The following is a 14,772-nucleotide window of genomic DNA, read 5'->3' as shown; positions in this document are numbered from 1 at the left end:
CAGGAGGTGACTGTAATGGAGAAACGCCAGCTAGGCCGGACGGGCATCGAGGTGAGTGTGATCGGCCTCGGGACCATGACCTGGGGGGAACAGAACACAGAACAGGAGGCCTTTGAGCAGCTGGATTACGCGGTGGATCAGGGCATCAACCTGATTGATGCCGCCGAGATGTACCCGGTACCACCACGTGCCGAAACCCAGGGGCTGACCGAGACCTATCTGGGCAACTGGCTGAAAAACCGTGGAAAGCGGGATGACCTGGTGATCGCCACCAAGGTGACCGGGCGCAGTGATATGGACTACATCCGGGGTGGGCCACGCCTGACCCGGGAGCAGATCCACCAGGCGGTGAACGACAGCCTGAAGCGCCTCCAGACGGATTACATTGATCTCTACCAGGTGCACTGGCCCGAGCGTAAGGCCAACTTCTTCGGCAAGCTCGGCTATAACCCCGTGGACGACTCGGATGCAGTCCCCATCGAGGAGACTCTGGAAGCCCTTAATGAACTGGTGGAAGCCGGCAAGATCCGGCACATCGGGCTTTCCAACGAGACCGCCTGGGGCGCCATGACCTGGCTGAAGGAAGCGGAGCGCCGGGGCTGGACGCGCCCGGTGAGCATCCAGAACCCCTACAGCCTGCTGAACCGCTCCTACGAGGTGGGCCTTGCCGAGGTCTCGCTGCGCGAGGATTGCGGGTTGCTGGCCTATTCGCCCCTGGCCTTCGGGGCCCTGAGCGGCAAGTACCTGGGCGGGCAGAAGCCGGCCGGAGCGCGGCTCACGGAGTTCTCGCGTTTTACCCGCTACACCTCGGAGCAGGCCCAGGAGGCGACCCAGGCGTACGTGAACCTGGCGGGCGAGCATGGGCTGTCCCCCGCGCAGATGGCGCTGGCATGGGTGAATTCGCGGTCCTTCCTGACCAGCAACCTGGTGGGGGCCACCACGATGGAGCAGCTTTCCGAGAACATCGGCAGTGCCAGCATCCAGCTCTCCGAAGAGCTGCTCGATCGGATTGAGGCGCTGCACCAACGCTACACCTACCCCTGCCCGTGAGCTGCCCATGAGTGAGGAACGCACAGGCGCGCATTTCCGTCAGGCGGAACGGTGTGCCGAGGAGTTGATCCGCCGCCTGGATGGCGATGTCCGGATTGCCCTGCCATTGGGGTTGGGCAAGCCGGTGCATCTGATCAACGCGCTCTACCGGCGTGCCTGTGAGGATCCGAAAATCCGGCTGCACATCATGACGGCGCTGTCGCTGGAGAAGCCGGGAGGCGGGAACTCTCTGCAGAAGCGCCTGATGGAGCCGTTCGTGGAACGGGTCTTTGAGGGCGTGCCCGAGCTGGCGTACGCCCAGGCGGTGAGCCGGGGCGAGCTGCCGGACAATGTCACCGTCACCGAGTTTTTCTTCAAGGCGGGCAGCCGCCTGGGCAATCCGGACCAGCAGCAGCGGGTGGTGCTGACCAACTACACCCATGTGGTGCGGGATCTTCTGGCGCTCGGGGTCAATGCGGTGGGGCAGATGCTGGCGCCGGACGGCGATGGCCGACAGGTGAGTCTGAGCTGCAATCCGGACCTCACACTCGACATCCTGCCGGAACTGGAGAAGCAGCGCGATTCCGGGCAAGCGGTTGTGATCGCCGGGGAACTCAACCCGGAGCTGCCCTGGTTCGGTAATGACGCCGCGCTGGACCGCGACACCTTTGACCTCGTTCTCGAGCCCCACAACCAGCCCATGCGCCTGTTTCCGGTGCCGGATCTGCCGGTGGAACCGGCGGATTACCTGATCGGGTTCTACGCCGCCAATCTGGTCCGTGACGGCGGCACCCTGCAGGTGGGTATCGGCGCCCTGGGCTCGGCGGTCGTGTACAACATCCTCTTCCGGCACCGGGACAACGGGCTGTTCAATGAGCTTTCCCGGCGCCTGGATGCCCATTCGCGCTTTCCGGAGCTGGCGGCGATCGGCGGTACGGGGCGTTTCGAGGAAGGCCTCTACGGCTGTAGCGAAATGATGGTGGAGGGCTTCCTGCACCTCTATCAGGCGGGCATCCTCAAGCGTCAGGTGGTGGCCGACCGGGCCCTGCAGCAGCTTCTGGATGACGGCGTCATTCCGGATCCGCTTGATATCTCCGCGCTGGATCGGCTGTGCGAGGCGGGTTGTATCGAGACCGTTCTGAAGGCGCGGGACGTGCAGTGGCTGGTGCGCTTCGGTTTCCTTGATGACGCATGCGAACTCAAGGGCGGGCGCCTGGCTCTGGGCGACGAGGCGGTGCGCCCGGACCTCGCTGATGACCAGGCGCGCGCGCTGATTGAGCAGTATGCCCTGAAGGAACAGCTTGACGGCGGCGTGGTCATGCATGGTGGCTTCTTCCTGGGGCCGGAACGCTTCTACCAGGGGTTGCGGGAGCTGGATGACGCGCAGCGGGCCCGCTTTGACATGACCAGCGTTGGGTTCGTGAACCATCTCTACGATCATCCGCTGGGCGATCAGGCACTGAAGATCGCCCAGCGCCGCCGCAGCCGTTTCATCAACTCGGTGATGATGCAGACCCTGAACGGGGCCGCCGTATCCGATGGGCTTGAGGATGGCCGTGTGGTCAGCGGTGTGGGTGGTCAGTACAACTTCGTGGCCATGGCCCATGAGCTGCCCGAGGGGCGTTCCATACTGACGCTTCGGGCAACACGCATCAGCGCGGGCCGACCGGAGTCCAACATCCGCTTCAGCTATGGCCACTGCACCATACCGCGCCATCTGCGCGATCTCGTGGTGACCGAATACGGCGTGGCCGATGTGCGTGGGCAGCCCGATGTCGAAGTCTACAAGCGGCTGATCTGCATTGCGGATTCACGCTTCCAGAACGAGCTCATGCGTGAGGCGAAGAAAGCCGGCAAGATCCCGAAGGACTGGAAAGTCCCGCGGGCACACCGCAACAATTACCCGCAGCGCATCGCGGAAGCCATGGCGCCGCTGCGGGATCATCACCAGCTGTTCCCGGCGTTCCCCTTCGGTACGGACTTCACTGAGGTGGAGCAGGGACTGGTCCAGGCTCTCCAGTGGCTGCGCGATGCGACCGGCTCAAGACGTGGTCTGCTGGCAGTACTCTGGCGCGCCCTGCGTCAGTCCGCCCCCGGGGCGGCGGAAAGGCCGGCGCTGGAGCGCATGGGGCTGACGCAGCCCGGCGGATGGCGTGAACGGCTGGAACAGCGGCTTGTCATACATGCACTGCGGGTCACAGGGGTGACCCGTACACAATGATCGAAACAGGGGTAAAGCACGACAGCATGGCGGAACAAAGGGTTTATCGACTGGGGTATCAGCTGAAGAATCGTGAAGGCGAGGTTGTGGACAGTTCCGTGGGAGCGGAACCGCTGCACTTTGTCAGTGGCTGCGGGCAGATGATCGAGGGCATTGAGCGCGCCGTGGATGGGCGTGAGGTGGGCGAGTGCCTGGAAGTGACCATTCCCCCGGCGCTGGCCTATGGTGAACACCAGCCCGAGAAGGTCCGGAAAATGCCGCGCAGTATGTTCCAGGGCGTTGAAAAGCTCGAAGAGGGCATGAAGTTCCAGACGGATTCCGGCGATGAGGCCCAGGTGGTGAAAGTGGTGGGCTTCGAGGACGAGCAGGTGCTGGTGGATGCCAATCATCCTCTGGCCGGAATCACCCTCTATTTCGATCTGGAAATACTGGAAGCCCGGGATGCTACCCCGGAGGAAATCGAGGCTGGAGAGCCGCTGGCCTGAAGTCAGCGCTGACATGCAAACTCGCATTCAGTGTGTATACTTGTGTTACACAATGTTTGATGTACGACCCGGCGCCTGCGCCTCAATCCCGCGACAGGACTGACAATGGAAACAATAACGAACGAGACGGATGCCGTGGAACAGACCAGTGAAGCCTCCCGCGTTCTCATCGTTGAGGACGATGAGCGGCTGGCGGAGCTGACCCGGGATTTTCTGGAGAAGAACGGCCTGGTGGTGTCGCTGGAAACCAACGGCGCCCACGCGGTAGAGCGGATACGGGATGAAACCCCGGATCTGGTGGTTCTCGACCTGATGCTCCCGGGGGAGGATGGCCTGGCCATCTGCCGCCGTGTTCGCCCGTTCTACAACGGGCCCATACTGATGCTGACCGCCCGCACGGATGACCTGGATCAGGTTCTGGGGCTGGAGATGGGGGCGGATGACTATATGTCCAAGCCGGTGCGCCCCCGGGTCCTGCTGGCCCGGATCCGGGCGCTGCTGCGCCGCATCAGTGAGCCGTCTGCCCAGGCCGGTGGTGGCTCGACCCAGTCAGGGTCCGACAGTGCGCCGGAGCGCCTGGTCTTCAACAATCTGGTGGTGGATCATTCGATGCGTGAGGCCTGGCTGGACGATGAGAGCATCGACCTGACCAGCGCCGAGTTCGACCTGCTCTGGCTGCTGGCCAGCAGCGCGGGGCGTGTGCTCAGCCGTGAGGAGATCTTCACGTCCCTGCGCGGCATTGAGTATGACGGCCAGGACCGTTCCATTGACGTACGGGTATCGCGCATCCGGCCCAAGATCGGCGACGATCCGGTGCACCCGCGCCGCATCAAGACGGTGCGCAGCAAGGGTTACCTGTTCGTTCGCGACGTCTAGGCATCAATGTCTCTGGGGCGCTACTACCTCCGCGTCTACGGTGCTCTGATCCTGGTGGCGCTCGGCGTCACCCTGGTGGGTGCCGCATTGGTGGTGACCATCAACGGTGTGCGGAAGCAGGCGTTTCTCGAACACCATCCCCAGCCGGTTCTGGACTGGCTCGCCCAGCATCCCCGGTCGGTTGATCCCGTCAACGCCAGAACGGACTCTTCCCGATTGCGCCTGCTGCCCAGGCAGGCGGTCTCCCTGAACGACGTGGCCCGGGAGCGCCTTGAGTACGGGCAGGTGCTGGCCCAGCGTCGGGGGGACGCGGTCTATTTCTACCGTCTGGCCCCGAATGCCGGGGTGTTGGAGCTGCGCGCCGAGGACCCGTACCGGCATGTGGCGGAACTGGCGGCCAGCACGCTGGTGCATGTGGCGGCGCGCTCACGCGGTTCAGACCCCGTCGCGATGGGGGCCGCTCTGGGTGTGCACGCAACCCCGCTGGAGACTCCTGAGCAGCTGCCGGGGCCATCGGCGCTGGACCGGATTGCCCGCGGTGGCATTGTCTACCATCAGCCCCATCCCCGTGAGCCCGCTTACAGCTACGCAGCGCTGGGTGACGGCACCCTGGTCTCGATCGCCCATCCGCCGCCGTTCCGTTACTGGTCCTGGTCCTTGGCACTGGTGCTGGCAGGGCTGGTGGCCGCGGTTCTGGGGGCGGTGGTCTATTTCCTTCTGGCTGGTCTGCACCGGCGTCTGCGTGGCATTGAAGGGGCGGTGTCGCGTATCGCCCGTGGTGAACTGGACGCCCGCGTCAGTGAGGAAGGCGATTACATGGGCAGGCGGCTGGCGGGTGCCTTCAACCGCATGGCGGAGCATATCCAGCGGCTGGTCAGCGTCCAGAGTGAAATGATCCACGGCGTCTCCCATGAACTGCGCACGCCCGTGGCCCGGATCCGCTTCGGGGTCCAGATGATCGAGGACTGTGAGGACCCTGAGATGCTGCGCTCTCAGCTGGGCGCCATAGACGGGGATATCCAGGAGCTGGACGAGCTCATTGATGAGATCCTGACCTATGCCCGCCTGGAGCAGGGCGGTCCCATCATGGCGGTGCAGCGGCTCGATATTGCTGACGTCGTGGATCAGGTGATCGAGGAACAGCAGAGTATCCGTCCAGAGCTGCGCATCGAGTCCGATATTCCAGGGGATTCGCGGTCCCACGCGGAGGCGGATGCGGAACCCCGCTACATACACAGGGCCATCCAGAACCTGGTGGGCAATGCCGCCCGCTACGCCAGTGAGCGGGTTCTGGTGGCCTGCCATTTCGATGACCAGACCATGCGTATTGATGTCCAGGATGACGGCAAGGGCATTCCCGAGGAGGACTGGGACAAGGTGTTCACCGCCTTTGCCCGGCTGGATGACAGTCGCACGCGCAGCTCCGGGGGTTATGGTCTGGGCCTGTCGATTGTCCGGCGCATCCTGTACTGGCACGGTGGCCAGGCGTTCGTGGGGCGTTCGGAGACCCTGGGCGGGGCCTGCTTCACGCTGGTCTGGCCCCGTCATCAGCCCCGGGATCAGCATGAGGGCAGCGCGCGCACGGAGGATCCGTCATGACCCGAATACTTGCCATTGACCAGGGCACCACCAGCTCGCGGGCTATCCTGTTCGATGAGGATGGTCAGCCCCGCCAGATCGCCCAGCATGAATTCCAGCAGTTCTATCCTGGAGACGGCTGGGTGGAGCACGATCCGATGGAGATCTGGAATACCACCCACAGGGCCTGCCTGGAAGTGCTGCAGCAGGAGGGCATTACGGCCCGTGAGGTCGCCGGTATCGGCATCACCAACCAGCGCGAGACCACCATCGTCTGGGACAGGGCCACAGGCGAGCCCATCCATCGCGCCATTGTCTGGCAGGACCGTCGCACCACGCCCCAGTGCGAGACCCTCAAACGCCAGGGCTGGGAATCCACGCTGGTGGAACGGACTGGTCTTCTGATGGATCCCTATTTCTCGGCCACCAAGCTGGGCTGGATCCTGGATCATGTGGAGGGGGCGCGGACGCGGGCTGAACGCGGTGAACTGGCGTTCGGCACCATCGACACCTGGGTTCTCTGGAAGCTGACCAGTGGCCGTGTGCACGCCACTGATGCCACCAATGCCTCGCGCACGGCGCTTTTCAACATCCACGAGCAGAAATGGGATGAGCGTCTCCTGGAGCTTTTCCGCATCCCCGCCGCGCTGCTGCCGGACGTACAGGACAGCGCCTCGGACTTCGGGCGGACGGATCCACAGGTGCTGGGCGAGGCGGTGACGGTGGGCGGCATCGCCGGGGACCAGCAGGCCTCACTCTTCGGCCAGACCTGCTTTGAGCGCGGTATGGCCAAGAGCACCTACGGCACCGGCTGTTTCCTGATGCTCAATACCGGCAGCGAGGCGATCCGTTCCGAGAACCGGCTTCTGACGACCGTCGGCTACCGGCTGGAAGGGCAGACCACCTATGCCATGGAGGGCAGTATCTTTGTGGCCGGTGCGGCCATCCAGTGGCTGCGGGATGGCATCAAGCTGATCCAGAGTGCGGACGAGTGCGAACCCATGGCGGAATCCGTGGGCGTGGAGAACCCGGTCTACCTGGTGCCCGCCTTCACCGGGCTGGGCGCGCCCTACTGGGATCCCCACGCCCGCGGCGCCATTCTGGGGCTGACCCGGGATACGGGCATCGAGGACATCGTGACCGCCGGCCTGCAGTCGGTGTGCTACCAGACCAAGGACCTGGTCCGGGCCATCCAGAACGACGGCGCGCCGTTGGAGGAGCTGCGCGTGGATGGGGGCATGGTGGTGAACAACTGGTTGATGCAGTTCCTGGCCGATATCCTCAACGTGGCTGTGGACCGGCCCGCGATCACCGAAACCACGGCGCTGGGCGCGGCCTGTCTGGCCGGGCTCCAGACCGGTGTGTACGACGGGCTGGACCGCATCCGCGAGCGCTGGCATGTGGACCGCCGGTTCGAACCGGCCATGGCCCCGGCGGTGCGTGAGCGCGCCTACCAGGGCTGGCTGGATGCGGTTGAGAAGGTGACGCGCTCGCGCTGAGTGGTGCTCAGTCGAGCCGGTCGAAGCCGAGGATCAGCCCCTCAAGCAGTGCCTTCTGGGCATGCAGCCGGTTTTCCGCCTCGTCCCAGACCACGCTGCTGCGGTGCTCCAGCATGTGTTCCGAGATCTCCTCGCCACGGTGGGCCGGCAGGCAGTGCATGAAGAGCGCATCCCGGTCGGCGTGCTCCATCAGCTCCGGTGACACCTGGTAGCTGCTGAAGTCCCTGATGCGTTTCTGCTGTTCCTCTTCCTGGCCCATGGAGGCCCAGACGTCGGTCACTACCAGGTTGGCGTCGCGTACGGCCTCTTGCGGGTCGTTCACGATCCGCACCCGGTCCTGGTTGGCTGCCACCAGGGCGCTGTTGGGCTCATAGCCCTCCGGGCAGGCCACCACCAGCTCGAAATCGAACTGCAGTGCCGCGTTGATGTAGGAGTTGCACATGTTGTTGCCATCGCCTACCCAGACGACTTTTGCGCCCTGGATGGAGCCCCGGTGCTCGCGCCATGTCTGCATGTCCGCCAGGAGCTGACAGGGATGGAAATCGTCGGTCAGCGCGTTGATGACCGGCGTACGGGAGAAGGTGGCAAAGCGCTCGAGCGTCTCGTGACTGAAGGTGCGGATCATGACCGCATCCACCATGCGCGAGATCACACGGGCGCTGTCCTCCACGGGCTCACCGCGGCCCAGCTGGGTATCCCGGGGCGAGAGGAAGATGGAACCTCCGCCGAGCTGGGTCATGCCCGCTTCGAAGGAGACACGGGTCCGGGTGGAGGATTTCTCGAAAATCATCCCCAGACTGCGGTTGTGCAGGGTGTCCCGGTGGATGCCCTGGTCACGCTCCCGGCGCAGGGCCGAGGCGTGATCCAGTACACGCGTCAGTTCATCGTTGTCCAGATCCAGCAGTGTCAGGAAGTGTCGGACGGTCATGCTGTTTTCCCTTTATAGCAGGCAGCGTTACTGGCGCGGGCGGTCACGGTCATCGGCGGCGTACAGCTTGATGATCCGGATGACCTGGTCCGCCAGGTAATCCGCTTCGTCGTCGGTCATGGTCAGTGGTGGCAGCAGCCGGATCACCCGCTCCCGGGTGATGTTGAGCAGGATGCCCTGGACTTTGGCCAGCAGCACCAGTTCCGAGCAGGGTTCGGTGAGCTCAATGCCCAGCATCAGTCCCTGGCCCCGGATGTCGTGTATGTATTCCGCTCCTTCCAGGTGTTCCCGGAAACGGTCGAGCAGCCGCTGACCCAGAACGCGGGCGCGATCCGTGAGCGCATCCTGTTCAATCGCATCCAGCACGGCGAGGGCGGCGGCACAGCCCAGGGGGTTGCCACCGAAGGTGGAGCCGTGGCTGCCGGGGCCGAAAACCCGGGCGGCGTCGCCCCGGGCCAGACAGGCGCCGATCGGGTAACCGTTGCCAAAGCCCTTGGCCAGTGTGACCACATCCGGCTCAACCCCTGCCTGCTGGCAGGCCAGGTAGGTGCCGGTGCGGGCGTTGCCGGTCTGGACTTCGTCCAGCATCAGCAGCCAGTTGTTGCGGTCACAGATGTCACGGAGTCCGGGCAGGTAGTCCGGGTCCGGAATGGTCACGCCGCCTTCGCCCTGAACGGGCTCGACCAGAATGGCGACGACATCATGGTTGGCCTCTGCAATGGCCTCGATTGCTGCCAGATCATTGAAAGGGGCGCGCACGAAGCCGCTGACCAGTGGCTCGAAGCCGGCCTGGACGCGGCGGTTACCGGTGGCTGTCAGGGTCGCGAGGGTACGCCCGTGAAAGGCGTTTTCCATCACAATGATGCTGGGGTTGGTCACGCCGCGCTGGTGGCCGTAATGGCGTGCCAGCTTGATGGCCGTCTCGTTGACCTCAGCGCCGGAGTTGGCGAAGAAGGCACCGTCCATGCCGGTAAGGCTGCAGACACGGTGCGCCAGCTCCTGCTGGAGCTTGCAGTGGAACAGGTTTGAACAGTGGGTCAGGCGTTCCGCCTGTTGGCTTATGGCGCCCGCCACGCCGGGATGGCTGTGCCCCAGGCCGCATACGGCGATACCTGTGAAGGTGTCCAGGTAGCGCTGGCCCTCGGTATCATAGAGCCACATCCCGCGACCGTGTTCAAAGACGACGGGCAGGCGACCGTAAGTGTTGAGCAATGGCTGGTTCGCCATGGCAGAGGGCCTCACTGAAACAAAAAAGGCAGCCTTCAAAGCTGCCTCCGTGTGAAGCCAATACTAGCGTTAAACTCGGGGGCTGGCAAACCGGGCCGGTGGCTGCACGCTTCGCCGGAAGGCTGTAGCGAATAACCCAGTACAATGGTCAGGTATGGGTATGTCCTGTAGAATGAAGCCCGATAACGATCAGCGTGTTCCAGCTGGAGGATCAATGGACATCAACGACACCATCAAGCAACAACTCAGTGAAAACCCCATCCTGCTGTATATGAAGGGAACGCCCCAGGCGCCCCAGTGCGGGTTTTCCGCCAAGACGGTCCAGGCTCTCATGGCCTGTGGCCAGCGTTTCGCCTACGTGAATATTCTCGATAACGACGAGCTGCGCGAAGGGCTCAAGGTCTATTCCAACTGGCCGACCTACCCGCAGCTGTACGTGAACGGTGAGCTGGTCGGTGGCTGCGACATCATCCTGGAGATGCACGAAAGCGGTGAGCTCCAGGAAGTGGTGGACAGTGCCGCCGAGGCAACCGAGGATAATTCCGGCGCCTGAGATCACTCCGGCCGGGCCGGCTCGAATATGAGCCGGACACTGAAGCGGCGGCGTCCCTCCGGTGGCACCGGGAAGGGCGTTGCCGCCAGGGCGGCTTCCCGCGCCACCCCATCAAGCTCCGGGATCCCCGAGGGTGTGCCCACCCGGGCCCGCCTGAGGGCCCCATTGGTCATAAGCCTCAGATCCAGGACTACCTCTCTGGGCTCCTCCAGTTCCGCCAGAAGCGGCGTGTATTCCACTTCCCGGGCAATCTGTTCCCACAGTGCGATTTCGTAGTCTGAGCGCTCCCGTCTGTCGTCCTGGCTGAGCCGGGTAACCGGTGTGCGCGTATCGGCCTCGTTGGCCGGGGCATCGTGGCCGGCGTTACTGGCCGCCTTGTCCGGCGAAGGCGATTCTTCGGGGTGGGCAGCGGTTTCCCGGTGGGCATCCTTTCCGTTGGCTTTTCCTGCCGGTGAAGCCGTCGGCTCCGCGGACCTGTCTGTTGTGCCCGGTGTGGTGGCGTTGGCTTCGGGAGCGCTGGTTTCCGGGGCCTCATCGCGCGGGGCCTTCTGGTCCCGGGTTCGGGGCGGGGACTCCGGCTGCACCGGTGACCGCTGGTTGCTGCTGCCCGGCGGAGCGATGCGTACGCTGACAGCCGGCGCGGGCTCTTCTGGAGCCGGCAGGGAAAGCCACGCATTGACCAGGGTGCCCAGGACCACATGGATAAAAAGGGCCACCGACAGCGCCAGTACAAGCGGGTAAGGGGTCTGTTGGTTCGGGGGCTCTGTCATGTACTCCAGGGCCGTTGGCCGTCCATGCTTTAGCCGGCCTTGCGGTTCAGGCCTCCGACAACGGCATGCAGTGCCCGGTCGATCAGTGCGCCCTGCTCGAGCAGGGTCATACGCCCGCGCCTGAGCTCGTGGGCCAGGTCGGCGCGGCTCTTTTCCGCCACCTTCAGGCCCATGCGGTTGACGAATACAAAGCTGTCGGCATCCTCAATGACTGCGGACAGCTTACAGCGGAATTGGGTGCCGTTGACAAGGTGAAATTCCACCCAGTCGCCGATGCTGATGGTTTCCAGCTTCTCGTAGTGCTCCGCCATGGCGGCATCCTCGAACGCCTGGCTCTGCTTGACCGCGGTCTGTACGACAGGTTCCGGGGGCGGGCCGTCCTCGGCCGCTTCCGCCAGGGCCTGGCGGCGGAAGGCCTGGGTGAGATCCCGTTTGAGGCCTGTCATGGTCTCGTCCAGCCGGTTGGCATTGTAGGAGACTTCCTCCAGGCCGGCCCTGATGGTCTTGATCAGGGTGGGAACAAGGCGCACCCACTGCTCACGGCCATCGCTTTCCGCCTGGGGGCGCAGGCACCACAGCAGATCGTCCACAACCCTGACGGTATGGGCCCAGCGGTGTTCGTTGTCATCGCGCAGATAGGCCAGGAACATGACCCGGCTCCAGCCCTGGGTCAGCAGCTGGTGTACGTGTTCCGGGACATTCCGTCCGTCCAGCCGCTCCCGCAGGACCTGGTCGACCGTCTCCTGAGCGCGGCGGGACTTGATACGGCCCCTTTCGGATTCCCGCGTGCGCTGCTCGACCAGTGTCGCCTTGCGGGTCTCGCGCTGCAGGAACTGTTCGAACTCGTCGTACAGCGTTTCGAAGAGGGCGATGTCGCCATCAAATTCCTCCAGGATGCGTTGCACCACCCGCTGGATCTCGTTATACAGCCGATCCCGGTTCTTCTCGCTGTGGTCGTTCCATCCGATGCCTGCCCTCGCCAGGGCGTTGAGCAGCTTGCGCGCCGGGTGGGAGGGGTTGCTGAGGAAGGAGCGGTCACGGACCACCACCTTGAGAACCGGAATCTGCAGCCGGCTGATCAGTGCCTGGATCGGGGGTGAGAGGTTGCGGTCGTCGAGGATGAACTCGAACAGCAGGGCGACCAGGTTGATCAGGTCCTCGTCCATGGTCTCGAGTGCGGCCTGATTACCCTGCGTCTCGGACTGGCGCTCCAGCAGCTCGCCCACCAGGCCGCGCAGATCGGGGCGGTCCGGGGCGCCCTGGCTCAGGTCGCTCCGAGGCTGGGGTTGGGGGATTCTTGAAAGCAAATCGTACAATTCCCTTTTGGATACGATATGGAAGGAGTCAGAGGGCGCGTTGCCCATGGCATCGGTGCTGTAGCGACGGTAGCCGGATAGCAGCGAGCTGATGCTCGACAGGAATTCCCTGGCCTCGTCACTGGCTTCCTGTTCCGTGCGGTCGCCCGTTTCATGCCGGGGGCGCTCCGGATCCGGGTGATCCTGGCTGCCCCGGGTATGGACCTCGTAGCGGAAATCCGGGATCACCCCGGCCTGGATCAGGATGCGGTTGGCCTCATCGAGCACGATGCCCAGGCTGGCGAGCAGATACCGGTCAAAGTGTTTGAGCAGGATGAGCCTTTCCCGGATCTGGATATCCAGGTCGGAACAGGCGTCACGGAACGCGCTGCACAGGTGCTCCGGAGCCAGCGGGTTCACCGTATGCTCGCGGTCATGGCCGGGATAGAGGGCTGTGAGGCGCGTCTGGAGCTGGAGCAGGGGGCCCTGGAAGCTGACCGTCGCCTTGGTGATCATGGCGTTGATGGCAACCTGTTCTTCAAGGTCGTCGTTGTCGACCAGTGACAGGCTGTCGGCATCGACGCTCTGTGGCTGGTCGTGAGTTTCCTCGGCGTTGCTCCCCGGGGGGTTGAGGAACAGGTTGGTCAGTGCCTCGCGGAATTGTTTCTCGATGCCCTTACGCTTGATGCGGATCTCGCGCATGGTCTCGAAGTAGCGGTTCTGGTCGTTGTTACTGCGTGCGCCGTTGGCCAGCTCGAACAGGGCATCATCAATGGCGTCCAGTGTGCCGCCCAGAAGATCGCACAGCCCGGGCGTTACCGTGTCACGGACCTGGCGGATCGCTTCGGGAAGGGTGCTGCCGTTACGCCGGCCCTGGCCGGGCGGAACGGGATGAATGCCGGATTGTTCGCTCATGGCGTGTCCCCACTGGCTCGCATGGCGCACTGGGCTTGCGATGTATACTCAGTGTACAAACACTAAACCATAATAACAAAGTGTTACTTGTCCGGTTTCTCATTTTCTGGTCCGGAGGGAGGCTCGGGGAGCTCAATCGGGTGGATGCGGACCGTGCGGATAACATTGTCCTTGATCTGGAGGGTTTCCAGTCGCATGCCGTGCAGCGACAGGCAGAGGTTGTTTTCCGGGATGGATTCCAGGTAGTCCGTGATCAGGCCATTGAGGGTCTTGGGGCCGTCCGTGGGCAGGTCCAGGTTCAGAGCCCGATTCAGGGTCCGGATGGGAGTGGTGCCGTCAACAATGGTGGTGCCGTCGCTCTGGGGCAGAATGTCCTGGCTGCTGCTGGAGGCGAAGTCGGTTGTGAACTCGCCCACGATCTCCTCGAGAATGTCCTCAAGAGTGGCGATACCGAGCACGTCACCGTATTCGTCCACCACGATACCGATGCGGCGGCGTTCCTTCTGGAAATTGAACAGCTGGGTGTGCAGCGGCGTGCTTTCCGGGATGAAATAGGGCTCCCGGCAGAGCTGCATCAGCGTGGCCTTGTTGATCTCATCCGTGTGCAGCAGGCGGCTGATGTTGCGCAGGTGAAGAATGCCCACGGTGTTGTTGATGTCGCTGCGGTAGACCGGCAGGCGGGTGTGCTGGCTGCCGCGTACGAGCCTGAGAATCTCATCCATGGGGTCATCCAGATCGATGCCCACGATCTCGTTACGCGGAACCATGATGTCGTTCACCGTGACCTTTTCCAGGTCCAGGATGCTGAGCAGCATATCCTGGTGGCGGCCCGGCAGCATCGAGCCGGACTCATTGACCAGGGTGCGCAGTTCCTCCCGGCTCAGGTGGTCGCTGCCCTGGTCGCCTTCCAGGCGCACCCCCATGAGGCGCAGCAGGTTGTTGGTGATCAGGTTGAGGGTCCACACCACCGGGTAGAGCAGTTTCAGCAGTGGTCCGAGCGCGTGTGAGGCGGGGAAGGCGATCTTTTCCGGGTACAGGGCTGCCAGTGTCTTGGGCGTCACTTCCGAGAAGATCAGGATGATGATGGTCAGGCCGATGGTGGCGATGACGACACCGGCGTCACCCCAGATTCGGACCGCGATCAGGGTGGCGATGGCCGAGGCCAGGATGTTCACAAAGTTGTTGCCGATCAGGATGACGCCGATCAGCTGGTCCGTGCGGGCAAGGAGGCGGTCCGCGCGGAGGGCGCCCCGGTGGCCGGTCTTGCTGAGGTGGCGCAGCCGGTAACGGTTGAGCGCCATCATGCCGGTCTCGGAACTTGAAAAGAACGCGGACAGGATGATCAGCAGGAGCAGGATCGCGCTGAGCGTGGTTAATGAGGCTTCGTTCAAGGCTG

12 protein-coding genes are annotated in these 14,772 nt (G+C 63.7%); 7 read left to right on the top strand and 5 right to left on the bottom strand.

The window, feature by feature from the left end:
• Positions 1-15 precede the first annotated feature (15 nt).
• From F3089_RS13585 to glpK, 6 genes are all read left to right on the top strand, one after another.
• A complete protein-coding gene (locus F3089_RS13585; RefSeq protein ID WP_151441326.1) occupies positions 16-1,050 on the top strand; it encodes an NADP(H)-dependent aldo-keto reductase in 1,035 nt (344 codons plus the stop codon).
• 7 nt (positions 1,051-1,057) lie between these two features.
• A complete protein-coding gene (locus F3089_RS13580) occupies positions 1,058-3,250 on the top strand; it encodes an acetyl-CoA hydrolase/transferase C-terminal domain-containing protein (protein ID WP_151441325.1) in 2,193 nt (730 codons plus the stop codon).
• Entirely contained in the window at positions 3,247-3,735 is a 489-nt protein-coding gene (locus tag F3089_RS13575; RefSeq protein WP_225741764.1) for an FKBP-type peptidyl-prolyl cis-trans isomerase, read from the top strand. Before F3089_RS13580 ends, F3089_RS13575 begins: the two co-directional genes overlap by 4 nt.
• A gap of 105 nt (positions 3,736-3,840) precedes the next feature.
• Positions 3,841-4,611, top strand: coding sequence for a response regulator (locus F3089_RS13570; protein ID WP_192497387.1), 771 nt, complete (start codon positions 3,841-3,843; stop codon positions 4,609-4,611).
• Positions 4,612-4,617: 6 nt separating this feature from the next.
• Positions 4,618-6,210, top strand: coding sequence for an ATP-binding protein (locus F3089_RS13565; protein ID WP_151441323.1), 1,593 nt, complete (start codon positions 4,618-4,620; stop codon positions 6,208-6,210).
• Positions 6,207-7,688: a glycerol kinase GlpK gene (glpK, locus tag F3089_RS13560; RefSeq protein ID WP_151441322.1), complete on the top strand. Its 1,482-nt coding sequence runs from the start codon at positions 6,207-6,209 to the stop codon at positions 7,686-7,688. Before F3089_RS13565 ends, glpK begins: the two co-directional genes overlap by 4 nt.
• A 7-nt stretch (positions 7,689-7,695) precedes the next feature.
• On the opposite strand, the gene argF is transcribed toward glpK, so the two are convergent.
• Both argF and F3089_RS13550 read right to left on the bottom strand, forming a co-directional pair.
• Positions 7,696-8,616, bottom strand: coding sequence for an ornithine carbamoyltransferase (gene argF, locus F3089_RS13555; protein ID WP_151441321.1), 921 nt, complete (start codon positions 8,614-8,616; stop codon positions 7,696-7,698).
• A gap of 27 nt (positions 8,617-8,643) precedes the next feature.
• Positions 8,644-9,843, bottom strand: coding sequence for an aspartate aminotransferase family protein (locus F3089_RS13550; RefSeq protein ID WP_151441320.1), 1,200 nt, complete (start codon positions 9,841-9,843; stop codon positions 8,644-8,646).
• 214 nt (positions 9,844-10,057) lie between these two features.
• On the opposite strand from F3089_RS13550, the gene grxD reads away from it, so the two are divergent.
• Entirely contained in the window at positions 10,058-10,396 is a 339-nt protein-coding gene (gene grxD / locus F3089_RS13545) for a Grx4 family monothiol glutaredoxin (RefSeq protein WP_151441319.1), read from the top strand.
• 2 nt (positions 10,397-10,398) lie between these two features.
• Here the strand turns inward: grxD and F3089_RS13540 are convergent, their stop codons facing one another.
• From F3089_RS13540 to F3089_RS13530, 3 genes are all read right to left on the bottom strand, one after another.
• Positions 10,399-11,166: an energy transducer TonB family protein gene (locus F3089_RS13540; RefSeq protein ID WP_151441318.1), complete on the bottom strand. Its 768-nt coding sequence runs from the start codon at positions 11,164-11,166 to the stop codon at positions 10,399-10,401.
• Between the two features lie 29 nt (positions 11,167-11,195).
• Complete coding sequence (locus tag F3089_RS13535) at positions 11,196-13,376, bottom strand: DUF1631 domain-containing protein (RefSeq protein ID WP_151441317.1); 2,181 nt, start codon at positions 13,374-13,376, stop codon at positions 11,196-11,198.
• An 83-nt stretch (positions 13,377-13,459) separates the two neighbouring features.
• Complete coding sequence (locus F3089_RS13530) at positions 13,460-14,767, bottom strand: HlyC/CorC family transporter (protein ID WP_151441316.1); 1,308 nt, start codon at positions 14,765-14,767, stop codon at positions 13,460-13,462.
• Positions 14,768-14,772: the final 5 nt, after the last annotated feature.

It is taken from the genome of Halospina sp. K52047b (assembly GCF_008709855.1).
Lineage (GTDB): Bacteria > Pseudomonadota > Gammaproteobacteria > Pseudomonadales > Oleiphilaceae > Halospina > Halospina utahensis_B.
Note: the sequence above shows the minus strand (reverse complement) of the source record. Positions and strands in the feature narration are given on the sequence as shown.

Coding starts and splice junctions, on each gene's coding strand:
- F3089_RS13585 (WP_151441326.1), top strand. CDS start 16: ATGGAGAAACGCCAGCTAGGCCGGACGGGCATCGAGGTGAGTGTGATC.
- F3089_RS13580 (WP_151441325.1), top strand. CDS start 1,058: ATGAGTGAGGAACGCACAGGCGCGCATTTCCGTCAGGCGGAACGGTGT.
- F3089_RS13575 (WP_225741764.1), top strand. CDS start 3,247: ATGATCGAAACAGGGGTAAAGCACGACAGCATGGCGGAACAAAGGGTT.
- F3089_RS13570 (WP_192497387.1), top strand. CDS start 3,841: ATGGAAACAATAACGAACGAGACGGATGCCGTGGAACAGACCAGTGAA.
- F3089_RS13565 (WP_151441323.1), top strand. CDS start 4,618: ATGTCTCTGGGGCGCTACTACCTCCGCGTCTACGGTGCTCTGATCCTG.
- glpK (WP_151441322.1), top strand. CDS start 6,207: ATGACCCGAATACTTGCCATTGACCAGGGCACCACCAGCTCGCGGGCT.
- argF (WP_151441321.1), bottom strand. CDS start 8,616: ATGACCGTCCGACACTTCCTGACACTGCTGGATCTGGACAACGATGAA.
- F3089_RS13550 (WP_151441320.1), bottom strand. CDS start 9,843: ATGGCGAACCAGCCATTGCTCAACACTTACGGTCGCCTGCCCGTCGTC.
- grxD (WP_151441319.1), top strand. CDS start 10,058: ATGGACATCAACGACACCATCAAGCAACAACTCAGTGAAAACCCCATC.
- F3089_RS13540 (WP_151441318.1), bottom strand. CDS start 11,166: ATGACAGAGCCCCCGAACCAACAGACCCCTTACCCGCTTGTACTGGCG.
- F3089_RS13535 (WP_151441317.1), bottom strand. CDS start 13,376: ATGAGCGAACAATCCGGCATTCATCCCGTTCCGCCCGGCCAGGGCCGG.